27 protein-coding genes and 1 riboswitch are annotated in these 22,828 nt (G+C 41.4%); of the genes, 4 read left to right on the forward strand and 23 right to left on the reverse strand.

Annotated elements, in window-relative coordinates; all coding sequences use genetic code 11:
• Window positions 1–30 precede the first annotated feature (30 nt).
• The 15 genes from GLO7428_RS02965 to GLO7428_RS03025 form a co-directional block, all read right to left on the reverse strand.
• The gene (locus tag GLO7428_RS02965; RefSeq protein ID WP_015187070.1) at window positions 31–639 is read right to left on the reverse strand and encodes a GerMN domain-containing protein; all 609 of its coding nucleotides are present in this window, start codon (window positions 637–639) and stop codon (window positions 31–33) included.
• A gap of 104 nt (window positions 640–743) precedes the next feature.
• Window positions 744–1,640, reverse strand: a complete 897-nt coding sequence (locus GLO7428_RS02970; protein ID WP_196797447.1) for a DUF2993 domain-containing protein — start codon at window positions 1,638–1,640, stop codon at window positions 744–746.
• A 22-nt stretch (window positions 1,641–1,662) separates the two neighbouring features.
• Complete coding sequence (locus GLO7428_RS02975; RefSeq protein ID WP_015187072.1) at window positions 1,663–3,471, reverse strand: proline--tRNA ligase; 1,809 nt, start codon at window positions 3,469–3,471, stop codon at window positions 1,663–1,665.
• Window positions 3,472–3,745: 274 nt separating this feature from the next.
• Window positions 3,746–3,898 (reverse strand): hypothetical protein, encoded by a 153-nt coding sequence (locus tag GLO7428_RS28250; RefSeq protein ID WP_015187073.1) that lies wholly within the window; start codon window positions 3,896–3,898, stop codon window positions 3,746–3,748.
• A 39-nt stretch (window positions 3,899–3,937) separates the two neighbouring features.
• Entirely contained in the window at window positions 3,938–4,090 is a 153-nt protein-coding gene (locus GLO7428_RS28255) for a hypothetical protein (protein ID WP_015187074.1), read from the reverse strand.
• Window positions 4,091–4,126: 36 nt separating this feature from the next.
• A riboswitch (Glutamine riboswitch) is annotated at window positions 4,127–4,185 on the reverse strand.
• 117 nt (window positions 4,186–4,302) lie between these two features.
• The gene (locus GLO7428_RS25825; protein WP_015187075.1) at window positions 4,303–5,094 is read right to left on the reverse strand and encodes a hypothetical protein; all 792 of its coding nucleotides are present in this window, start codon (window positions 5,092–5,094) and stop codon (window positions 4,303–4,305) included.
• A gap of 322 nt (window positions 5,095–5,416) precedes the next feature.
• Window positions 5,417–5,743 (reverse strand): 2Fe-2S iron-sulfur cluster-binding protein, encoded by a 327-nt coding sequence (locus GLO7428_RS02985; RefSeq protein WP_015187076.1) that lies wholly within the window; start codon window positions 5,741–5,743, stop codon window positions 5,417–5,419.
• A 60-nt stretch (window positions 5,744–5,803) separates the two neighbouring features.
• Complete coding sequence (locus GLO7428_RS02990) at window positions 5,804–6,553, reverse strand: tetratricopeptide repeat protein (protein ID WP_015187077.1); 750 nt, start codon at window positions 6,551–6,553, stop codon at window positions 5,804–5,806.
• A gap of 28 nt (window positions 6,554–6,581) precedes the next feature.
• A complete protein-coding gene (locus GLO7428_RS02995; protein ID WP_015187078.1) occupies window positions 6,582–7,049 on the reverse strand; it encodes a hypothetical protein in 468 nt (155 codons plus the stop codon).
• Between the two features lie 29 nt (window positions 7,050–7,078).
• Window positions 7,079–7,561 (reverse strand): 2Fe-2S iron-sulfur cluster-binding protein, encoded by a 483-nt coding sequence (locus GLO7428_RS03000; RefSeq protein ID WP_015187079.1) that lies wholly within the window; start codon window positions 7,559–7,561, stop codon window positions 7,079–7,081.
• Between the two features lie 47 nt (window positions 7,562–7,608).
• Entirely contained in the window at window positions 7,609–8,271 is a 663-nt protein-coding gene (locus tag GLO7428_RS03005; RefSeq protein WP_015187080.1) for a V4R domain-containing protein, read from the reverse strand.
• Between the two features lie 35 nt (window positions 8,272–8,306).
• The gene (locus GLO7428_RS03010) at window positions 8,307–8,783 is read right to left on the reverse strand and encodes a hypothetical protein (protein WP_015187081.1); all 477 of its coding nucleotides are present in this window, start codon (window positions 8,781–8,783) and stop codon (window positions 8,307–8,309) included.
• An 11-nt stretch (window positions 8,784–8,794) separates the two neighbouring features.
• Window positions 8,795–9,295 (reverse strand): hypothetical protein, encoded by a 501-nt coding sequence (locus GLO7428_RS25830; RefSeq protein WP_015187082.1) that lies wholly within the window; start codon window positions 9,293–9,295, stop codon window positions 8,795–8,797.
• Window positions 9,292–10,014 carry a V4R domain-containing protein gene (locus tag GLO7428_RS03020; protein ID WP_015187083.1) on the reverse strand — a complete coding sequence of 241 codons (723 nt, stop codon included), beginning with the start codon at window positions 10,012–10,014 and terminating at the stop codon, window positions 9,292–9,294. Before GLO7428_RS03020 ends, GLO7428_RS25830 begins: the two co-directional genes overlap by 4 nt.
• 765 nt (window positions 10,015–10,779) lie before the next feature.
• Window positions 10,780–11,175: a RidA family protein gene (locus GLO7428_RS03025; RefSeq protein ID WP_015187085.1), complete on the reverse strand. Its 396-nt coding sequence runs from the start codon at window positions 11,173–11,175 to the stop codon at window positions 10,780–10,782.
• A 105-nt stretch (window positions 11,176–11,280) separates the two neighbouring features.
• On the opposite strand from GLO7428_RS03025, the gene GLO7428_RS03030 reads away from it, so the two are divergent.
• Complete coding sequence (locus tag GLO7428_RS03030) at window positions 11,281–11,871, forward strand: hypothetical protein (RefSeq protein WP_015187086.1); 591 nt, start codon at window positions 11,281–11,283, stop codon at window positions 11,869–11,871.
• A gap of 3 nt (window positions 11,872–11,874) precedes the next feature.
• Here the strand turns inward: GLO7428_RS03030 and GLO7428_RS03035 are convergent, their stop codons facing one another.
• From GLO7428_RS03035 to GLO7428_RS03050, 4 genes are all read right to left on the reverse strand, one after another.
• Window positions 11,875–12,447 carry a Uma2 family endonuclease gene (locus GLO7428_RS03035; protein ID WP_015187087.1) on the reverse strand — a complete coding sequence of 191 codons (573 nt, stop codon included), beginning with the start codon at window positions 12,445–12,447 and terminating at the stop codon, window positions 11,875–11,877.
• 70 nt (window positions 12,448–12,517) lie between these two features.
• Window positions 12,518–13,153 carry an acetoacetate decarboxylase family protein gene (locus GLO7428_RS03040; RefSeq protein ID WP_015187088.1) on the reverse strand — a complete coding sequence of 212 codons (636 nt, stop codon included), beginning with the start codon at window positions 13,151–13,153 and terminating at the stop codon, window positions 12,518–12,520.
• Between the two features lie 107 nt (window positions 13,154–13,260).
• Window positions 13,261–15,174 carry a molecular chaperone DnaK gene (gene dnaK / locus GLO7428_RS03045; RefSeq protein ID WP_015187089.1) on the reverse strand — a complete coding sequence of 638 codons (1,914 nt, stop codon included), beginning with the start codon at window positions 15,172–15,174 and terminating at the stop codon, window positions 13,261–13,263.
• Window positions 15,175–15,507: 333 nt separating this feature from the next.
• On the reverse strand, window positions 15,508–16,056 hold the full coding sequence (locus GLO7428_RS03050) for a GNAT family N-acetyltransferase (protein ID WP_015187091.1): 549 nt from the start codon (window positions 16,054–16,056) through the stop codon (window positions 15,508–15,510).
• A gap of 428 nt (window positions 16,057–16,484) precedes the next feature.
• Between GLO7428_RS03050 and GLO7428_RS03055 the strand changes: the two genes are divergently transcribed.
• Window positions 16,485–17,189, forward strand: coding sequence for a cytochrome b/b6 domain-containing protein (locus tag GLO7428_RS03055; protein ID WP_015187092.1), 705 nt, complete (start codon window positions 16,485–16,487; stop codon window positions 17,187–17,189).
• Between the two features lie 182 nt (window positions 17,190–17,371).
• Entirely contained in the window at window positions 17,372–19,363 is a 1,992-nt protein-coding gene (locus tag GLO7428_RS03060) for a cation:proton antiporter (RefSeq protein WP_015187093.1), read from the forward strand.
• Window positions 19,364–19,413: 50 nt separating this feature from the next.
• On the opposite strand, the gene GLO7428_RS03065 is transcribed toward GLO7428_RS03060, so the two are convergent.
• The 3 genes from GLO7428_RS03065 to GLO7428_RS28260 are packed head-to-tail and all read right to left on the reverse strand — an operon-like array spanning window position 19,414 to window position 20,954.
• The gene (locus GLO7428_RS03065; RefSeq protein WP_015187094.1) at window positions 19,414–19,863 is read right to left on the reverse strand and encodes an HNH endonuclease; all 450 of its coding nucleotides are present in this window, start codon (window positions 19,861–19,863) and stop codon (window positions 19,414–19,416) included.
• An 11-nt stretch (window positions 19,864–19,874) separates the two neighbouring features.
• Window positions 19,875–20,303, reverse strand: a complete 429-nt coding sequence (locus GLO7428_RS03070) for a hypothetical protein (protein ID WP_196797448.1) — start codon at window positions 20,301–20,303, stop codon at window positions 19,875–19,877.
• 12 nt (window positions 20,304–20,315) lie between these two features.
• The gene (locus tag GLO7428_RS28260) at window positions 20,316–20,954 is read right to left on the reverse strand and encodes a hypothetical protein (protein WP_015187096.1); all 639 of its coding nucleotides are present in this window, start codon (window positions 20,952–20,954) and stop codon (window positions 20,316–20,318) included.
• Between the two features lie 215 nt (window positions 20,955–21,169).
• Between GLO7428_RS28260 and dusB the strand changes: the two genes are divergently transcribed.
• Window positions 21,170–22,225, forward strand: a complete 1,056-nt coding sequence (gene dusB, locus GLO7428_RS03080) for a tRNA dihydrouridine synthase DusB (protein WP_015187097.1) — start codon at window positions 21,170–21,172, stop codon at window positions 22,223–22,225.
• 107 nt (window positions 22,226–22,332) lie between these two features.
• Here the strand turns inward: dusB and GLO7428_RS03085 are convergent, their stop codons facing one another.
• On the reverse strand, window positions 22,333–22,818 hold the full coding sequence (locus GLO7428_RS03085) for a DUF2059 domain-containing protein (RefSeq protein ID WP_015187098.1): 486 nt from the start codon (window positions 22,816–22,818) through the stop codon (window positions 22,333–22,335).
• Window positions 22,819–22,828: the final 10 nt, after the last annotated feature.

The following is a 22,828-nucleotide window of genomic DNA, read 5'->3' on the forward strand; positions in this document are numbered from 1 at the left end:
TTTAATCGCGAGAATTTATCCGACTGCGACTTAGAGTTGAAAATTCGCATTGAAACTTTGTCTAGTGAGAGGTTGGTTTAGCTCAATGCCTTCACCACCTAGATATTCTAATTTTTGACCTTCGACATCGATCCACACTTGGGCGTTTGGATCTAAGGTTGTTGCTGTATAAACAACTTGTGCCAAACGACCACTCATCGAAGCGCTACCACCGCCACTCGTAAACTCTGACGACAAATCAACATGAATTCCATCATTTTGAACCCTGACGCTGCGTAGCTTCGTTTGGGGAGGAATTGTACTACCAACAGCATCATTGGTGGGGCCAGCTAAGAGTTGCTCAAACGCAGTTTGTAAGACGACATTCGGTTGATCCGAGTTAACCGTAAACGAGGTTGGCACGATTTCTACACTCGTACCAGTATCTCGTAGCCAATAAACTTGTGCGGTTTGATTAATCCCTGGCTGAACTGATGGATTTGTTGATGGTGAATTAGGCGTTGTAATCGCCTGCTGTGAGTTAGGAATTTGTGCTGAACGAAACGCCCACCAAGTGCCAGCACCACCCGCCGCTAGAACACCTGCTGCAATACCAGCAATTACACCAGCAGGAACGCGTTTAGCTCTTTGTTGTGTCATGGGAAAAACCCTCCAAAAGAATTATGTTAGTCGTGGTGTAAGGAGAACAGCAAACAATTCAAATTTAAAGTGGATCGAGGATGAACACTGTGACTATATTTAGGCTATAGCTGTTTCAATATACGCGAAGATGTTTCCACGCGGATGAAACCCGCAATTTCTAATTTTTGCGGACTTACATTCAATTGTAAAATTCTGGCTTGAATTCCGGCACTTTGTAAACTGCGCAGATCAAACTGCTGCGAGAAATTTGTAGCGATCGCACTTAAGATTTGCTCTGGTACTTTCTCCTCGTTGACCAAAACGACAGGCGCAATCAGCTGAATTTGTCTTTCAGAAATGACGCCTAACCCTGACTCTATTGTAAGTCTTAATGGTTCAACGTCAGCTTGGGTAAGCTCTACCTGAAAACGTATCCGATTATTTGCTAAGAATTGTATCCGAGGCTGCGAGAAATTGAACTGTTGCACCGATTGAGTGCGTCTACCGAGTCCGCTAATCGTGACATTTAGTAATCGACGAGCGATCGCGTCAGACTGTAGCGCCTGATTAACATCTTGCTCGGTTAAAACTAAGCGTACTCCAGCTTGTAACGGCTGCTGAAGTTGGAGCCTTCCACTTAAACTATCTGTATCAAAATCAACCGCATCTGTTTCTACTTCTAAAACAGCAAGACGAATGTTTTGTTTTAAGTCGAGCGCACGTCCAGCAATGCGCACGCGTTGTACCTTACCGTGCAGCAACTGATGCGTTGGAACGTTGTCAACGCGTACTCGCAGTGTTTCTATGTGGACGAACTGAGAACGAATCGAGTTTTCGGCAATACGTTCGACTACACCGCCAACAGGTGAGAGCAAACCTAGCAATCCAGCTAGAAGAATCGTTAGCAGTTCCATAACAGGAGTAATTTCCTGTATCTCAACGGGTTCATGCCACTCCTTGTTTTTGTAATATGGTATGGGTATTGCCCACCTTACCTCAATTTCAGTGAACTTACTCAAGTTTTGAATTTTGAGAGTTCAACTATACTTGTAGTGCAGCATCAATCCACTGCTTAAGCGTTGCAACCACTGCATCAATCGCAATTTCTTGTGAGTTACGGCTTTTGCGTTCGACAACTTCCACTTTACCTGCTTCGAGCGATCGCCCTGTCACAATGCGGTAAGGAATCCCGACAAGATCCGCATCTTTAAACTTGACTCCGGCGCGTTCGTTGCGATCGTCAAGCAGCGTTTCGATTCCTGCTGCATTTAACTGTTGATACAGCTTTTCGGCGACTTCTACTTGTTGCGCGTTGTTGATGTTTGGAATCGTCACAATTGCGTGATAGGGCGCGATCGCCACAGGCCATATAACACCGTCTTTGTCATAAGATTGCTCGACAGCAGCTTGCGCTAGGCGCGAAACTCCCACACCATAGCAACCCATGACTAAAGGAACTTCTTCGCCTTGTTCGTTGGTGTAGGTAGCCCCCATAGCAGTTGAGTATTTCGTCCCTAATTGAAAAATATGTCCAATTTCGATACCTCTCGCGCTTTGTAAAGTTTGTTCAGGGTTATGAATTGCGCGATCGCCGACGCGTGCTTTGCGCACATCGACAATATGATCTGGCAGTTTAAATTGCTCGTTCCAATTTGCCCCAACAACGTGATACCCTGACTCATTTGCTCCTGTCGCGAAATTGCGCAAATCTACCACCGTTTTATCAACTAACCGCAAAAACTTGGGATGTACCTGTTTATCTGTACGAATGTAATCATCCGCAATATCAGGTGCTATATATCCTAGCGGTAAAGGTTTCGCCGCCCATTTTTGTTGCATTGTAGCGTCTGGTACGGTGAGTGCGATCGCAGTTTTTCCACCATACTGCGGTGCAAGGCGAGTGATTTCATTTTGCAACTTCACCTCGTTAACGTCTTGATCGCCTCGGATACTGACGATCGCAAGTAGTGTTAACCCATGATCAAACACAACCTGATACAATACGTTTTTCACGACTTGTGTGGGAGAACAGCCAATGAAATGACACATTGTTTCAATCGTTGGTGTTCCTGGCGTTTCGCGTTTTTCGTAAGTTGTAAACGATGATCGTTCTGCATCAGGTGGTAGCGACACAGCTTTTTCTACGTTAGCGGCGTACTTTCCATCTTCGGTATACAAAACCTCATCTTCGCCTGCTTCGGCTAACACCATAAATTCTTGCGAAGCCGAACCACCAATAGCACCCGAATCAGCTTCTACCGCCCGAAACGCTAACCCACTCCGCCGCAAAATATTACTATAAGCGCGGTGCATATCATCATAAGTTTCTCGCAAGCTGGCTTCATCGGCATTGAAAGAATAAGCATCTTTCATGATAAATTCGCGTCCGCGCATCAAGCCAAAGCGGGGACGAATTTCGTCGCGGAACTTCGTTTGAATTTGGTAAAGCGTTTGTGGTAACTGGCGATACGAGCGGATCATATCACGAGCAATACTCGTAACCACCTCTTCGTGTGTTGGTCCTAAACCTAACTCGCGCTCTTGTCGATCCTTAAGCGCAAACATGATACCTTCAGCTTGCGTATAGGTATCCCAACGCCCTGATTCGCGCCACAACTCTGCGGGTTGTACTTGTGGTAATAAACATTCCTGTGCGCCGATCGCATTCATCTCTTCGCGCACGATTTGAGAAACTTTCTGTAGTACCCGCCACATCAAGGGTAAATAAGCATAGATACCGCTACCGATGCGACGAATATAACCTGCACGCAGTAAAAGTTTATGGCTGGGAATCTCCGCTTCGGCTGGATCTTCCCGTAGTGTAACAAAAAGCATTTGAGACAGTCGCATCGCTTGTTCCCTTCTTGTGACCTAGACGATCGTCATCTCAGTTCAGTCTAAAACAACATCAAGCTCAGATTTCAAATCACTTTCTTTAAGGTTGACACGAGTACGCAATTTGGAAAGCCAAGGAGGAAATTGTTTATATAAAGACTTGCCACTGGTCATTTAGATAACTTTAACTGGACTCGACATACATGCAAAAACCTGGCTCTCAATAAACAAGAACCAGGTCTTTACTCAGCACTCTATCCAATAAGTAAGATAGATATACACTTTTAATTTAGTTGTAGTAGCTTTTTTCTGCTTCCAACTGCCGAATTAGCTTTTCGTCACCTTTAGCTCTAGCAACCTGTAAGCGATGCTCCAAGCTTTTTTGAATATTGGTACGATGCGTCTCAGCCGTGTTTTGGAAGCGCTGCAATGCATTTTTCATCACAACTCACCTCTTAAGTTGACGACTTATTAGCGAAATCTAAGCGTCAGTGATTTCTTCAATGCCTGCACGCTGTAGCATTGATTGTTGACGATTTTGCTGTCTTTGACGACGTTCGCTCATAAGTAAACGTGCTTGAGCAGTAACAAAACGAGAATCTTGATTTTGGATACCAATAGCTTTATTATTCATTGTTCGCCTCTTTCTTGTATGCGTAGTATCGAATGAGGCGCGTTCCTTCGGGAATTTCCCCTACTTCCGTCTTTCTGATATGAAAGATGAACGATTTATCCTTCTTTATTTATATCAATCATAACTCTTGTCGTGCTTCTGTCATTAGGTAGAGAACCGTATTTTTTTTGTCTAGATTTACACCTCGTAACTTCTATTTTTATTTGCTGGATTTAACTATTAGTAGGAGTTAATAGTAGTCTTCTGTGGGTTTCATCTAGAGCTATTTCTTCAATCATGACAGGTAAATCCTGAATAACCTGAGAACTTTTCTTGATAAAAGCTGCAACCCACTCTTTAACTATCCGATGTTGTTGAGCAGTAACAGTTTCTGTGAGTGCGCCATGAAATACAAGTTCAGCAGAACGATTGACTTGGAAATTGTCTAACCAGTCAAAATTAGGACGTGTTAACTGCCAATAGTTGGCAGTAAGCTTTGTTCCTATATAATTGCTACTGAATTGACTTAGACGATTGAGCGCATTGAGCAACTCTGTAATGTTAAGAGATACTTCTTCTAAAGAAAGAGAAGAATTTTTTATAGCGTATAATTCAGGTTTTGCTTTATTTGAAAAAACTTGGATTTGAGAAAAAGCTTCTGTTAAGAGCTTAAACGTTTTAATTGTCTGATCAACATCTTTCTGGAGAATAGCTTTTAATTGCTGTGCTGCCAGTGCTCGCAGTTGATTTTTAGCAATATCCGTATCAGTTATAACTAGAAAGCTCAGATGATAATTTAACTTGTAGCTATATGCATAGTATCCCTTAACTTGAAATTTAAAACAATCAACTTCCGAGGAAACAATGGTAATACTTTGCTGAAGACTTTCAATCAAACTGTGTTTCTCATGCCCCTCTATCTTTCGATTGTTGGCATAGAAATATGGTATAGATTGTCCCTGAATTAGGGCAACTCCTAGAACTCCAGGTATCTTTAGAAACTCATGAATAAATTCCTGATACATAGACTAAATTGTTAAAAGCTACAGTAATTTCTCAGACTACAAACAATTTCATCAGTAATATACTACTGCTTAGTTTTGCCTTGATTGTTTGTATAATCTTATACTATGCTTAATTTTAAAATACTCATGAGTGCAGTGTGTTGAGTTTGGAGTAAAAGTTAATAAATAGTTAAAAACTCCAGAAAAAGTAATGGTAGTTCGCGATTAAATCACTGAACTACCAAGATGTCTAGAGTCACTAGAGGAATATTCTAAAATTTATTTTGCTAATTCTATGGCAATTACATTCATTACATAGTCAGCAATCCTTCTTAAATTACCTTTAATATAATTCAAATAATTCCTCTTCTTGGTGAGTCTTAATGATACAATCAGATTGAGGATAAGCTCTACACGTAAGAACGAAACCAGCTTTAAGTTCCTTTTCGTTTAAGAAAGAGTGATCTGACTGGTCAACTGAACCTTCAAGAACCTTGCCAATACAAACAACACAAGCACCTGCGCGACAAGCATACGGTAATTCAATGTTTTGCACTTCGGCAGCATCAAGAATATACTCATCGCCACAAACTTCAATCGTGCTGTTTAATTTGTGTGCTTCACTAACCAATGTAACTTTATAAATTTTGTCACTGTTTCTATTTAACATTTTTAGCTCCTGATACAGATACTATAGCTTGATGTCAAAGTTGGAACTGAATGAGTAATTTCAAGAAAATAAGCCCCCTATAGGTAGTTTTTCTTCATTATTAGTTTTAGTTTGTATTATCTCATGACATTTCTTGCTGAACTCTCGTGCTGCTTGGTAGCCTGCAATATTTCCATCTTCAAAAAAGAATTTTGTAGCTTCGCGCAAATCTGCTAAGGCTGCCTTTTTATTTCCTAGCTCAACGTGAATAATGCTTCGAGTGTAATAAGCTTGGGCATAGCTAGGATTGATACAAATAGCTTCAGTGTAATCTTTGATTGCGGCTTGTAGATTTCCTAAACGTTGGTAAATCAAACCTCGATTGTAGTAGGTTTCAGCATTAGGATTAATACGAATATCCTGGTGACAAATCTCAACTTCTTGTAAATTATTGACCATTTGGGCAATTTTTGCCTGCTCACTGTGTAGGCTTTGAGTATAGTTTTGTAAGTTATTAGCACCTTGGCTTAAGGTAGCGGTTTGTTGTTGTACTACTACTAATTGTTGAGTTAGCACCTCGATGTGACCTTGAGTGTCAACGTTTTCTCGTGTAATCTGGGCGATCGCACTTTGCTGGTGCTTGACTTCATCTGACATTTGCCTGCGGTTTGCGAGATTGAGCGCTACCGATAAAGACAGCGGGATAGAAGCAAAGAAAGCTTGTTGAGTTACTACAGATGCAATTGAGCCACCAATCGAGCCAAGCACTGATAAAATTTCTACAATGTCCCGCCAACTACGCTGTGGAAGAACTTTCAAACTTTGTTGCATAGCGTCAAAATTCCTCTAGATAATTGCTTTAGCCGAGTATGATGAGATTGAGTTCTAAAATTGGATGCAACAGAAGTGCTTCTTGGGGAGTAAGATATTGCTCGATCACCTCTGGCATGACTTCAAACGTCGTCTTGCAAGTTTGGTCAAATTGATAAGACTTCGCAATGGTATTGTGCCAAAGTAAAAGACCCTCTCGTAAGTGGTCGTGTTCATTGAATAACAACGCGGCTGCTGCATACCGTAGCACTTGTACAATGTCTCTTCGCCACACTTCGGTAAAATCTCCGGCGGCATTAAGAAATAAATTAGGGTCGAGCGTTCGCAATTTGGTTTCTACTCGATTGATAATTTGAGCCTCGGCGGCGCGAATTTTCTCATAAGCACTCACGCGCTGCTCCCAAGACTGAAAATAGCTTTTGAGAAACTGAAGTTCCTCCGTTTTGGCATAGCGACCGTCCGCTTCTATGCTTAAGCGGGTTAGTTGTGTTAGCATATTTTTCTATTTGGTAACAATCTATCTTTTTAAGCTTCGCGGGTACGGGCAAGATACGCTTCTATGGAAGTACGCGTGTCCTTGAGTTGGCTAATCATCGAACGCGTAATCAACTTGCCAGCTTCTACTAAAATTTTGCCTTCCAAGGGATGTAGGATATCTTGCTTGGCACGGCGACCTATTAAGGTTTCAATATCCTCGATCGCATTAATATGCATTCCAGCAGGAATCTCAACGACAACACCATCACCAATAACTCGCGCCTGACAAGCAAGGCGGGAATTGGGCTGCGCTGTGGCGATCGCCTCTAACGTCCGCTTTTCTCGACGGTTAAGCGGAGAAAGACTTTCCATACCACTTTTGATGTAAACGTGGCAGGTAGAACACATCCCTCGCCCAGAACACTCTGGAAGAATATTTAGTTCGTTGGTGAGTACTCCATATAAAAGGTTGTCATTGGTTTTGACGACTGTTTCTTGAGCAATAGGTTCTAGTTTTACAATCTTGGTCACGTTTGATGCTCCTGTTAGCGGCGAGGTTGATAGCACCGATCTTCAATTTAGGTATTACCCCTACATAGCCAAGCCATAATAATTTCATGCTCGTGCCCTTCATCTAACCAGGCTGCTATTGGTTTGAGACGTTCTGGTAAGCCTAAAACAAAGCGGTTACAATCAGCCTGCAAAGACTCACAAGAAGTTTGCACGCAGTGGAGTTGTCGTCCAGTAAGTTGGCTAAAAAAAGCACTTAGTATGCCTGCTTCTAGGAAACACGCTGGTTTCGCCTGTAGAGGTTGCTGTGCAAAGGGGGAGTTCCAAATTTTGATAACTAAAAATCCCTGCTGGTAATAGTTCATGTCGAAGTCAAAAGTTCCCCAGCCGTGTGTTTTCCAGCATTGTTTTAGGCATTGCAGAAACTCTACCATTTCCATTGCGGCTAAAGGCTTGCTATAGTAGTCACTTACTTCTTCAATAAAACGGGCATAAAAGTTCTTACCCCACCATCGACCGCAGTTAAAAAGCACTAAACCCGCAGCTTGTCCTGTTTCTTTGTCGATACCAGTATAAATCGCTTGTATCAAAGTCTCTGGTAAAGCTAAAAGGCGATCGCCGCGACGGTTTTCGAGCAAACCTGCTTCAAAGTCACCCTTAATGTAAGCATCAACAGCAAAGTAGTTTCCTGGTAAGCGTTCGTCTTGCAGTAAATCAGTAATAGCAATCATGAGCAGTCTTCCATATTCAAGATTTAACAGTATTTCTACAATTCAGCCACAGCACTTGTCTGCAAAAGAGTTGTTTCAGCTTGCGCTAAAAAAGGTTGCAATAAAGCCAACTGTTGCGCATTCAAATGTTCTTGCAACTGATTCTGTAAAAGTTGATATATATTTGTCTCAATTGCTTGTGTTTGATAAGCTTGTACTATACCAATCAGCCACTCTAAAAGTCTTTGCCGTAGAAATTCTTGGTTATTGAGCACCATCGCCATAGTGCAGTAGCGCAAGACTAATAGCCAACGTTTCAAAGCTTGCTCTAAATCTCGCTGATTCTGCGCAAAAGTTACCAGAAGTTGATCGGCGATTGGTTGAAAGATGGCGACTTCTTGGTCACGCAGTAACTCATAGGTTTCGAGGCGTACTTGCAGCGATGCAATACAAAGCTTGGCAGTCGTCATTTCTTCTGGATTCAAATAGTGGTCTTCAGCTTCGTAGAGTAGACTTTTAATCTCAGAGTGCATATTTATTCGATTTAAAATAGTGTCGATAGGTCTGTTAATGTCGTTTTGACAGGTGCTTCAAATGAGTTTGGCGGCAGCAATTTCTTTGGTAAGGAGCCTATTTCTGGATGACCTTCCCAATCAATCAATTTGAAAAACTCACTCACCTGCAAAGTTAAGCTTGAAGATTGATTTATGTCGTGCCAGCTAAATTTTTTATGCGGTTGACCTTGCCAGTGAGTGAAGCTAAAGAATTCTTGTACTGATAGACATTGCCAAGAATCTAGATGGCAGCCGATCGCGGCTTCTGCTTGCAGCGTGAGTTGCAGAAACTGGTGTTGGTACTGCTCGTTGAAACTCTCTCGCGGTTGACCTTGCCAGTGAGTGAAGCTAAAGAATTCTTGGACTGACAAGCATTGCCAAGCAGTTAATAAAGATTGCTGCTCGTTGAAACTCTCTCGCGGTTGACCTTGCCAGTGAGTGAAGCTAAAGAATTCTTGTACTGATAACAACCAGGAATTCTGACTGCTCATCTGAGTCGTTCCCCACTTTGGAGCCGCTTTTCAATATCTCTAGCGGTAGCACCTTCGTTCTGCCAAAAGGTTGCGGCATCAATACGATCTTGTTTACCCAGTAGAAATTTACAGTAAGTTTCTCCCATTGAGTAACATTGGATTTCAATACAGCTTAAAGGTTTTTTCACCAACTCACTAAAGAAACCAGCAAACAAACCAGCATAAAGATGACACACAGGTTTACCGACATCACCTAGCGTACGGGCTACTGCTGAATCAAAAATATTGATAAACGTAAATCCGTTCTTTTGGTCACTTATGTCTACTTCCCAGTTTCCCCATCCCTGGCTAATAAAAGGCCACCACCAAGCCTCTAATAAAAAAGCAGAATTCGTCTCAGTAATTGTCTTTTTGTACTCCTTCTCAAACCACCGTTGGAAAAAATCGGCATCTTTACTACCCCACTCGTAGCCAATGTTGTACATAACAACCGTCGAAGCACTACCGACTTCTTCTTCTAAGCCTTCGATCAAACCAATAATGAAATCTTCACTAACAAAAATATTACGGGACTCATTCCAATCGATAACTGTTCCTGTATCAAGTTGAAAATGGAAAAAATCATCAAAACTATAGTGGTCATGCTTTTTAGGATATTTCTGTTTGATAAAATGCTTTACTTTGAATGCAGACTCGTCTTTCTGGTCTATGAATATATTTGTAGAAGTAACAACCATACTAGGTATCCTTTGATTTAATAATTGCTAAATCATATTGCTCTTAGCTTTAGGTCTTTTATTCATGAATAGCTTTTTAATCGTTTCTACCTATATATATCCTTGGTTAATGAATTAAAGCATCGATGAAAATACTATTTTTATTTGTTTACATATTAATAACATTCGCAATCACTTGATTACGCCTTATCAATCATTTGGACGATTTAAGCTTAATATCTCTACAAATATTTCAACACAAATAAACAATTTTATGGGAATTTTATTTTTTTTGAGAAGTTAATCAGTCTTGCTTATTCTATTTTAAAATTAGTTGCACTTTTTCTCAGTATAATTACTGTTAAAATTGCAAAGATATACTTCTAATAAAGAAAAGACTTTAGTTGATACCAATAGCAAGGTTGAGTGAGAATATGTTGATTGTCAAAAATTTGACCTTACGGAAGCATAAGTAAGCGTTATCTAGCAAGATAACTACTAGTATTCAATCAAATCTCTGACCAATCTTTTACTATCAACGAGCAAACTGTATTTGTGGGTCAAGATGCAGACTTAGCCCAGTAAGCTTTACTTATATACCACCACGCCGTAATTTGTTTTCGCTCCAGACAACATAGGCGATCGCTAACCCCATTGCTCCAACAACCAGCAAAAAAGCCAGCATATTTTCGATAGCTCCTCAAAGGTTATCTGTGTTGCGCTCAGCTATAGCTTAGCTTATTGATTAACTCCGCCGTAGTTTTCTAAATTACAACGACAAGCTTTTTAACGATCGACATCACAAACAGCTTCGACTTCGACTTCGACTAGCATCGCTGGATCGACAAGTGCTTGAATTTCCACCATCGTGTTTGCAGGGGGATGTTCGCCAAAAGATTCTTGATGTGCTTGCGCAAACTCAGCCCAGCGTTTCATATCAGTGACATACACGCGAGTACGGACAACATCTGGCAAGTCTGCGCCTAAATTTTGTAAAGCTTTCTGAATGATTGCTAAACAGCGCTTGGTTTGTGCATATGCATCATTGGGTGCAAAAACGCCGCCTTGCTCATCGACAGGCGCTGTACCGGATACATAAATATGATTTCCAACGCGGATAGCGCGACAGTAACCAGCTTTTGTTTCCCACGCAGTTCCTGAAAATGTTCTTTGTCGTTGCATACTTATCTCTATGCGATCGCTAACATCCTCTAAATTAGTTGGAGGATATTATTTAAGCATTATAAAGCTCGATGGAGCGCGGAAGACAACGATAAGGAGTAACAAATGACCGCAATAGCATCTACTGATTTACCTAATTTTATGACGACTTTAACGGCTGCCGTGAAGAACAAGAAAAGCGATCGCCCCTCTGCTTCAGCAGTTGTTTTGGCGCTGTTGCAAGCAGAGAAAGCAGCTAAACAGCAGCGCATTGCCTATCCTTTAGAATCATTATTAGGCACTTGGCAACTTTACTTTACTGCTCCGCGTAAAGCACACTTTCAAAATGGTAAAGCTTTAGGTAAAGGCTTGTATGTCCCTCAAAAAATTGCGCCTGCACAAATTTCATTTTTTAATCAAGACCAATTATCTATTAACAATCAAATTCAGTTGGGTTTCCTACTGTTTAAACTAATAGGTTCTGCTAAGTATCTTGGCAAGAAAAACTTGCTAGCGTTTGATTTTACACAGATGCAAATATCCTTGTTTGGTCGAATTATTTATAATGGTAAGTTTCGTACTAAATCTCACAGCATCAATTTTGCTGAACAGCCGATTGCCAAACTTCCTTTTTTCGCTTTTTTCTTAGTTACTGAAGATTTTATTGCTGCGCGTGGTCGTGGCGGTGGAATAGCAATTTGGGTCAAAAATCAGTGAGTTTTAATTAGGAAAAATTTTAGATAAATCGAGTGCTAAATCTGAAAAATGAGGTAAAGTTACAGAATCACTTGGTAAGAAAATGAGTTTTTGACGATAGCCAAATTTATTTTGTAAATCGTGATAAGGTTCACTGTAGCATTCTAAATAGTTAGCTGGTAAGTTAAAAATCCAGTAATTAGATATATTGGCTTGTGCGTATAATGGCAACTTAACTTCTTGGTCGTAACTCAAAGAAGAATCGGATATTTCAATCAGCAGTAGTACATCATCCGGAGTAGGATGAGCAGATAAGTAATCATCAGCGCGACTACGTACAATTGTTAAATCCGGTTCAGGTTCGCTATCTCTAAGCAATGTAATAGGTTCTTGTCCTCGTAAAATGGCACTGTCTCCTACTAGCTTGAACAACTCTCGATATAAGCGAGTGCTACAAACAGAGTGAGATGTACCTTTAGCCGACATTTGAAAAATTTCTCCTCGAATAAGTTCAACTCGGTTATCTTGAAAAAAACCAAGTTCTGCAAGGCGGTGATATTCTTCTTGTGTAAAGCGTTTAGCCGTAGTCGTACTCATAAAATCTCAAAAGCGCGATCGCAGGTACATTCAAATCGTAACTTGCAGCACTAACAAACTACACTACATATTAATGCATTTTTGTCAATACAATTGGAGCAGCAACTTTTAATTGCATCTGTGTTGCCGAAATGGCTAACCAAGGTTGACCTGTGATTAAATTAGCGAAAGGACTAGTGGTAGGTACAGTTAATTGCGCGTTGGCTAACCCAAATTGTGCTTCTACCTCAAATGCAAAGCTTAGTAAATCAGAGTTTTTGCTACTAAAACTAGAAGCACCCAAGCGCGGTTTCAAGCCAAGACTAAATAAAGAATTGTAGTTCAAAGTACATAAAGTGCTATTACTGTGTTGCACGCTGACACTATTTTCTCCCCAGCTAAAATCTGCAAATTCTTTTGGTAATCCCCAGATTTCGCGCCCGCCAGCGACAGAATTAGGATTATCGACATAAATATGCGAAACCCAGCCGCCAATTTTCCCTGAGTGAGTAACAGCAGCAGCAACGACGATTAATTCGCTGTACTCCAGTACCGAACCAGAACCATAATGGGATAAATACACACCACCGACTGTCTTACCAGGAAGCACAGAGATGATATCAAGTTCTTGGGGAATCAAAGAACGCACGCGGTCAATCTCTATAAGATGCAGTGTTGCAACTGCGTAGCCTTGAAGTGTCCAGGGTGCTTGAGGATAGAGTGTCATGTTTGATATTCTTTAACAATTACCTATTACCTATTACCTATTACCCAAATATAAAAAAAATCCCCACTCAGGAGAATTCTGAGTGGAGACTTAGTTATTGATTTCAACTATTTGGTTTCGGTGAAATCTGCATCAATAACATCATCACCGCCAGATGTAGCACCTGCATCGCTACCATCTGGAGTAGGACCGCCACCAGCCGCAGCACCAGGACCACCTTGTTGTTGATACAGGTTAGTACCAATGCTGTAGAGTGTTTGTTGTAACTCTGGCATCAAAGTCTTAATGCGATCGTCATCTTCCTTAGATACAGCTTCGCGTAAGTCTTTGACTAAACCTTCTACCTTGGTTCTATCGCTAGCAGGGACTTTATCACCTAAATCTTGCAGTTGCTTCTCAGCTTGATAAGCTAAAGAATCGGCTTGGTTCTTGCGATCGACTTTTTCGCGACGCTCTTTGTCAGCAGCAGCGTTTCTCTCAGCTTCAGATACCATGCGCTCAACTTCAGTCTTGTCTAGAGTTGAAGCACCTGTAATGCTGATTGATTGCTCTTTACCACTACCTTTATCTTTCGCAGTGACATTGAGAATACCGTTAGCGTCGATATCAAAAGTCACCTCGATTTGCGGAACGCCACGCGGTGCGGGAGGAATACCGTCTAAGCGGAATGTCCCTAAGCTCTTGTTATCGCTCGACATTTCGCGCTCACCTTGTAGAACGTGGATTTCTACGTTGGTTTGCCCGTCAACTGCTGTTGAGAAGACTTCAGACTTCTTAGTAGGAATTGTGGTGTTGCGTGGAATAATTCGAGTCATGACACCACCCAGGGTTTCTACACCCAAGGATAGCGGTGTGACATCGAGTAATAAAATACCTGTGACATCACCAGCAAGAACACCAGCTTGAATTGCTGCACCAACTGCGACAACTTCATCAGGGTTAACAGTTTGGTTGGGGTCTCTACCCAATAACCGCTTAACGAGTTCTTGGACTGCGGGAATCCGTGTCGAACCACCAACTAGCACAACTTCGTTGATCGCGCTCTTGTCGATTTTGGCATCACGTAACGCATTTTCTACAGGAATGCGACAACGGTCAATTAAGTCAGAACAGAGTTCTTCAAACTTAGCGCGGGTAAGCGTTGTGTCGAGGTGCTTAGGACCATCCTGAGTAGCGGTAATAAATGGCAGGTTGATTTCCGCTTGGGTAACGCTCGAAAGCTCGATTTTGGCTTTTTCTGCTGCTTCAGTTAAGCGTTGTAGCGCTTGTCTATCCTTACGCAGATCAATACCTTCGCTCTTGCGGAATTCTTCTGCTAAGTAATCAACAATTTTCTTATCGAAGTCGTCACCACCCAGGTGGGTATCACCCGATGTTGCCATGACTTCAAATACGCCGTCGCCAACTTCGAGGATGGATACGTCGAAGGTACCACCACCAAGGTCAAATACAAGAATTGTTTCATTACTCTTCTTGTCAAAACCGTAGGCGAGGGAAGCGGCGGTCGGTTCGTTGATAATCCGTAAAACTTCAATACCAGCAATTCGCCCAGCATCTTTTGTCGCCTGACGCTGCGAGTCGTTGAAGTAAGCAGGAACAGTAATAACTGCTTGAGTGACAGTTTCACCTAAATATTTGCTGGCGTCTTCGACTAACTTACGCAATACTTGCGCAGAGATTTCTTCTGGGGCAAACTGCTTACCAGCCCCAGGGCAATCGAGCTTGACGTTGCCACTGCTATCGCGCAACACTTTGTAAGCTACTTCGGTAGCTTCGTTTGTCACCTCGTCGTATCTACGTCCGATGAAGCGCTTTACAGAATAAAACGTGTTTTCGGGGTTCATTACTGCTTGGCGCTTAGCAATTTGACCTACCAAGCGATCGCCATTCTTCGCAAAGGCAACGACGGATGGCGTTGTCCGAAAACCTTCTGCGTTAGCAATAACGGTGGGTTTACCACCTTCCATCACTGCGACACAGGAGTTAGTCGTACCTAAGTCAATTCCAACTACTTTTGCCATTGGGAATCTTGGCTCCGTATAACTACTAAAATGAGAACAAAACTAGATGAACAACTAATTTCTAATCAGCAGCCCTTTCCAGTTTCAATACTGATGAATTTATGTACTGATCTATATACTGAGCGTGGCTTGCTACTCTATGAAGGAGGGTTTTCCGAACATATCCAGGACGGTTAAGCTAGAGTTTGTTCATCAACCTCCATGTTTTTGACTGCTGACTGCACTGTGTCTAATGTACGTAAATCAGTACCCTGAAGAATTGGGGCGAACCGTAATTCAGTAGTTGTGTTTGCCGTCAATAATGGAGAGAATGCGAGTGAGGGGCGATCTGTATTATGAATTCTGATTGTGATTTTGCTGCCACTGCTCTGTAGTGAGACGATACAGCACATGAGGTAGATTGGCATGAATGATGTTGCATTCGTATTGAAATCCGACTTTTGCCATCACGCGTTGCGATGCTTGGTTGGTTGTCAGCGTCATGCAAACGACTTGCGCTATCTCAAGATTCTCAAAACCGACTTTTAGCATTGCCTTTGCCATTCCGGTTGCCAATCCTTTGCCCCAGTAAGCTGGCATAAGTGCATAAGCGAGTTCGATCTCATCGTTACCATCTACATAAATATTACGTAACCCACCACGACCAACAAATTCACCGTTGGTTTTGTCGCGAAATATCCACAGCCCATATCCATAGCGTTGCCAATGCTCTAAATTTCTGTGGAGATACTGCTTTGTTTGCGCGTCGGAACGAATACCATTAAGCGTTGTCATGACGTTTGGATCTTGATGCATCTGGCATAAGATAGAGAAATCTTCTGCGCATAAGCGAGATGCCGTTAGGCGATCGCTACTAAATTTTTCGCATTGATCAACTTGCATAAATAAATACTATTGAGGTGCTATCAGAAGTGAAAGTGGTACTTTGAATAGCCGAATCTTTCTTCAAGAACTTATTGCGAGTCTGTGCTATCTTTCTAAATTTTGGTGTACGTGAGCTTCAGGTGCAAGAAAGGATAAGTAAATAGAAATTATTATTAACTGTTATTAGTCATCGATTGAGGTTCTCAATAGAATAGTTTTAAAAAAGTGAAAATTAGTAAATTTATTCAATTATGAGGATTTCATCCAGCATTTATTTTACATAAATTGAACTTATTTTTTACTCAGTATTTATCTTAAGTAATCCTCAAAATAAGTCATTATATCTTCTAAGATTTAATAGAGCTATTTTTACTCTTAAAATGCCACCATTTATCTAAAATCGGTGTTGCTGGCTTCACTTATTTACTCATTGCACTTGCTGCTGTATGAAATCGACTCAACCTTATCAACCGCTACTTTTACGTATTCTGCATGGACTTACAAGTCTTTTCCTCATTGCTGCAATTTTGACGGCTTACTGGACATATGATACTTACGATGGGCGCTGGGGCAGAATTCCACTTCCTTCTTATCGAGAAATTGAAGGTATACATGGAACTTTTGGATTGTACACCTTACTCATATTTCCTGCATTTGTGATTTATGCATTTCATCGAGGGCAAAAGCGGCTGATTCAACCTGATTCATTCGCTAAATTAACTCAGATTGGTAAACCAATTTGGTGGTACACTTTGAACCGTTTGACGAATACATTTGCGCTGGTAGCGTTAACTTTTGCGCTATTTAGTGGCAAAATGATGGATTCAGGATGGCTGCCTAGGGGCGAACTAAACCACAGTTGGTACTACGCGCATTTGATTGCGTGGGTCGTCATGGTTGCGGCGATCGCACTTCACTTGTTGATGAATGCTAGGGTGGGCGGAGTGCCGTTGCTCGTATCGATGCTAAATTGGCGATTTCGTGACAAAGATAGTCCCAGGCTGTGGTCTACCCATCTTACACAATGGTGGTCAAGCGTTCAACAAGGTTCTTGGTTCAACTGGTTTCCATCCGCGTCTATTTTGACGATACTGGAATGGGCGATTTTAATAAGCATTGCTGCTGCCTGGATCTTTCCTTTATTTAAATAGCTGCCATCTAAGAAAATAGAGTTTAGTTTAGGTAAACCACAATTTACAACAGCTATCTTGTTAACTCTATCTCTACACTTCGCTTAGATTATGAGAATTCTGGATTCCTAAGAAATCTTCCAACCTCAAGCTTTTGTACTGCTGCAACTATACGCTGTAGGAAATAACGAGGCATAGTGTAGATGGCTAGCTTGACGCTGCTTGTCGAAATGGTGACGGTGTTGGGGGCTGCGGCAACAGGAGGATATATTGCAAATCGACTGCGGCAACCGGTGTTGTTAGGATACCTCATCGGTGGCGTAGTTGTAGGACCTGCGGGGCTCAATTTAGTCACGCTTGAAGGTGATATTGAGGTGCTATCTGAAGTAGGGGTGGCACTGCTGCTGTTTGCTTTAGGTGTGGAATTTTCGCTGAAGGACTTATTGCGAGTTCGCGCGATCGCGCTTGGCGGTGGTACGCTGCAAATTATCTTGACGATTCTCCTCGGAGGCGGGCTTGCTTACTTGACAGGTTGGGTGAATACGCTTCCTAAAGCAGTTTTCTTAGGAGCCGTTATTTCCCTTTCCTCGACTGCGGTTGTCTTCAAAAGTCTGATTGAGCGTCATGAAGCTCAAACGGCTCACGGACAAATCATGCTGGCTATTTTGATTGTCCAAGATCTCAGCTTGGGTTTGATGCTAGCAGTTCTGCCGGCACTCACTCAACCTCCAGATGTTATTGGTATTGCCTTAATTGGAGCGTTGCTTAAAGCTTTACTCTTTGTCGGCGGGGCAATTATCGCTGGAAAATGGTTTATTCCGTTCTCAATTCGGCTGCTTGCTCAAACTGGTTCTCAAGATTTATTTCTGTTAGGAATTGTATTGCTCTGCTTAGGAATTGCGCTATTTACTTCTGCAATCGGTTTGGGGATTGCGATGGGAGCATTTGTTGCAGGGTTAATGATTTCTAATGTCGAGTATGCCGATCACGCACTGGATCGCGTGATACCGATGCGCGATGTTTTTGCTACGCTGTTTTTTGCGTCGATTGGGCTGTTGATCGATCCTGGTTTTTTACTTGACAACATTTGGGTTTTACTGGGACTAGTTGCGGTAACGATGCTTGGTAAAGCTGCGATCGCAACCCTGATCGTTATGCTATTCGGCTATCCGCTTAAAACTGCGTTGACGGTTGGTATTGGGATTAACCAAATTGGCGAGTTTTCCTTTGTGTTAGCCGGTGTCGCCCAAAACGCCGGACTTTTTACCGCGAGGCTTTATGGTTTAACCGTCGGTACAACAGCAGTCACATTACTACTTGCACCCTTCTTACTCAAAGCAACGCCTTATCTCTTAACTTGGTTAGAGCATTTTGTGCAGATGAATTCGCGCTTTTCATTTCGTTCCCCGCGCTTGATTGAGATTGAAAAAAAACTTGTCGATCATATCGTTGTCGCCGGATACGGTAGAGTTGGACAAACGCTCGTACGAATGCTGTATTTTCAAGGTCATCAAATTGTTGTTGTTGATAACAACGAAGCAACGCTACAAACGTTACGAGGACGCGAAATCGTTTATTTGTATGGTGATGCTGCGAGTACCTTAGTTTTAGAAAAAGCAAATCTTCGTCAAGCCAAAGCAATGGCGATCGCACTTCCCGATCCGATGGCAACGCGATTAACGTTAAAACGCGCTTTGAGTATTGCACCTGATTTAGATATCACTGTCCGCGCCCATGTCAAGGAAGAAATTGATGTACTCTACCAGTTAGGCGCGCAAGAAGTTGTTCAACCTGAGTTTGAAGCTTCCTTAGAGATGGGCGCACATCTACTGTTAAAACTTGGAGATTCGCCGTATGCAGTGCAGCAGGTTGTCACGCGCTATCGTAACGGACGCTATCGCGATATTTTACCAGAACGCGCGGAATACTGGGGAGCGCCAAATCTAGAAACGGTTATTGAAGGACTACAACAGCACTGGTATGTCGTGCATGAGAATTCGCCATTACTCGGTCAAAGCCTTGCAGCAGCTAACATCCGTCGTCTAACAGGAGTGACAATTATGGCAATTGAGCGCCATAAGCAGCTATTGCGTTATCCCACGGGTGAAGTTGTTCTCGAAGCGGGCGATCGCCTTCTTGTAGTCGGAAACTCTGAAGAACACCTTGCTTTTAAAAAACTAACTCCTCATTGCTAAATTTTTTAACACAGCAATTTCATGGCTAGCTTTGATTTTTCACGCTTGTTTTAATCTTTGAGAGACTCAAGTAACTGGCTAGGGCGTGCCGCCTTCACAGCAGGATAAAGTTCAGAGTGGCGAACTAACATATAATGCTCATATTCATACCAATGTTTTTCACCTTTTTCTTTATTACAAGCTTCGCAAATAACCCATAAATTCGTAAAGTTCATTGCTAGCCAAGGATATTGTGCTCTAGGAAGCTTATGATCAATTGTCTTACCGTTTTTCGCCGAGTAGTTTTCTCCACAAATCGGACAGTACCAGTTTGAATGCTCCTTTACCCAATCCTTACTTTCTTGAGTTGTTCCACACTCACCATCACCATTAATATACCGCCAGTAATCAAATTTTCTATAATTCTCGAAATCTTGCTCAGTTAGTTTATGATATCTTGTTTGACCAATTTTATCAGCAAGTTCAAATAATTCCTTAAGTTCTCTGTCCTTCAAATCCATATTGTTATTTATTATACTTTCACAGTTCTATACGATTTGTAATTATATTTTCTCGATGTTTTTTTAGTGGTGTTACCAAAATCAATAAATTCAATTTCTGTTTCAGGAAATTGTTGATCTATTGTGTCTGCAATTTCGTTAACTTCTTTAGACAAGTGGGAATTAAATTCTTCTCTTTCTTGATCAGTAAGATATTTATTGCCAATTCGATCAGCTTCTAAAAATAACTCTTCCAAAGTTAAATCTTCAAATTTATATTTATCTAAAAACTCTTCAATTTTCTGATAGAGAGCGATAACCTGCTCCCAACCAACATTTTTATACCCATTCTGTTTTAACCATTTTTTATCTTCTTTGTGTAGCTTAATTAGATTTTTTGAGTTAGCACGCTGTACTGCATGGTAACTCATGTTATTAAATCTTCTTTGTTTATTCTTCATTAAATTATCTTCTTAGCCGAGTGTTGATTTAAATAGCTTTATCAACGCTTTGCGAATTTCACTATCTTCGTATTTCAAAAGCTGATTTACTTCGATGGCTAGCTTAAGCTTGATGGCATCAACTATATTCTTTAAGTCTTTATTCTCTTTTTTAAGCTGATCGTTAATAGAGCTTGTTATCTTTAATTTAGCTTCTAAATCTTTATTGCTTGAGATTAAATTTTGAACTTTACCTTCTAGATTTAGATTATCATTTTTAAGCTGGTAATTTGTTGATGATAAAATTTTGACTTCAGCTTTTAAGTTGTTATTAGCCAAAGCTAAGTTATGAACTTCTGTTTCGTCTCTTCCTTTTGCTTGTTTTAGTTCTTGTTTATATCGAGTAAGCTTGATATCATATTCCTTATGGATCTGCTCAATTTCTTTGTTCTTTTTGGTGACTTGACCTTTTTGGGCAGCTTGGAGACGTTGACGCTTACTTAGTTCAGAACCAGCAAAATTTGAAATAGCTCGGCGAATGGTAAGTTCGTCAGGATTTTTATTGAAGTCAATGACTTCTAAAGCACGTTTAGCATCTTCTTTCGTCCATGCTTCATTTTCAAGTAGCTTAATAGCCTCTGACTTTTTCACGGATATTTTAAGATTATTCATATTTATACTTCTAGCTAGCTTTATAAACTGCATCAACAATGCACAGCAACGGTACAATCACTGAAGCAAAAATTGCAGCCTATGTACATATACCGAGTTAAATGAACTAGATTTGAGCTTGAAATCTCACCGCAATCCAAACAGCTTAATATTAAATAGGCGATATCGTTAAAGTATCAAGAGTCATCGCTTACTCATCTTTACGCTCGGTTGCTATGGTTTATCTGTCTCCTAGCTTACAAACTCGACTTGCCACACCCTTAAAAATTGGCTCGTTTGCCGTTAAAAGCCGCGTCTTACAGTCTCCGTTATCAGGCGTGACTGATTTGGTATTTCGGCGGTTGGTGCGGCGTTATGCACCCGAATCGATGATGTATACCGAAATGGTAAACGCCACAGGGCTGCATTATGTCAAACAGTTGCCTAAGATTATGGAAGTCGATCCGAACGAACGACCAATCAGTATTCAGCTATTCGATTGTCGCCCAGATTTCTTGGCAGAAGCAGCGGTGATGGCAGTAGAAGAAGGCGCGGATACGGTAGATATTAATATGGGTTGCCCAGTGAATAAAATCACGAAAAATGGTGGTGGTTCTTCACTGTTGCGTCAACCGGAAGTTGCAGAAGAAATTGTGCGTTCTGTCGTTAAGGCGGTGGATGTACCCGTCACGGTAAAAACTCGCATTGGGTGGACGGATAAAGAAATTACTATTTTGGATTTTGCCAAGCGCATGGAAGACGCAGGCGCGCAGATGATTACTGTACACGGGCGGACTCGCGCTCAAGGCTACAATGGTTCTGCACGCTGGGAATGGATCGCGCGAGTGAAAGAAGTTTTGTCGATTCCGGTGATTGCCAACGGTGATATCTTTTCCGTAGAAGCTGCTGTACGTTGCTTAGAACAAACGGGTGCAGATGGCGTCATGTGTTCGCGGGGAACATTAGGGTATCCGTTTTTAGTTGGCGAAATTGATTACTTTCTCAAAACTGGGCAAGAGTTACCGCCACCGACGCCTGTAGAACGGTTGCAATGTGCGAGAGAACATCTTCAAGCTTTATGGGAATATAAAGGCGATCGCGGTGTCCGACAAGCCCGCAAACATATGACATGGTATGCGAAAGGCTTTGCTGGTGCAGCAGAGTTACGGGGACTGCTGAGTGTGATTGAAACTGTCGATCAAGGTTTGGAAGTTATTGATCGCGCGATCGCACAGCTAGTAGATGAAGAAGTTGTATCTAAGTTGCAGGTGGCTTCAGAAGTTTTGAGTTAGCCCTATAAATAATAAAATAAATAAGCTTGGACTGTTGCTATGTATAGGAGAGTCTATTTTGAGTCAAACTGCAAAGTATACGACGCAAATAATTTGAGATGGCTATCTTAACGTATGTAGCCAGCTGCTTGTAATTTCTTTATCGCCCGCGTAGCAGCTTCTATTCCGTATTGTTGACCTACTTTTGAGGACTCTTGCGCCAGTTGAGGTAACACACTAATAATTTTTTGTCCTAACGGTGTTTGATAAAAGGCAATCATGCCTTGAATGTCTTCCTCGGTGAAATATTTGTTGTAAATGCCTTCGATTCTTTGGTTCATTTCCTCATAGTTCATTTCTGCTAAAAAAGAATCCCAGAATTTTTGGGGAACTTGAGGATATTGATTTTTAAGTGTATTTATTGTTTGTAAAGTTACTTGGCGAGTTAGATATTTCTCACCGGTTATTGTCATTAATTTCTGAATACTGGTGTTTTGTTCGCTACGATTTCGGGCTGATGGTAAGTAACTAACTTGAGTTTCAGCAGCAGCTGGTGTGGCAACAAAAGATAATGTAAAAAGTAGAGATAGAGAATATAAAAACTTTAATTTCATTGTTTTCAGA

Origin of the sequence: Gloeocapsa sp. PCC 7428, from assembly GCF_000317555.1 — a bacterium.
In the GTDB taxonomy this organism is placed as follows: domain Bacteria; phylum Cyanobacteriota; class Cyanobacteriia; order Cyanobacteriales; family Chroococcidiopsidaceae; genus Chroogloeocystis.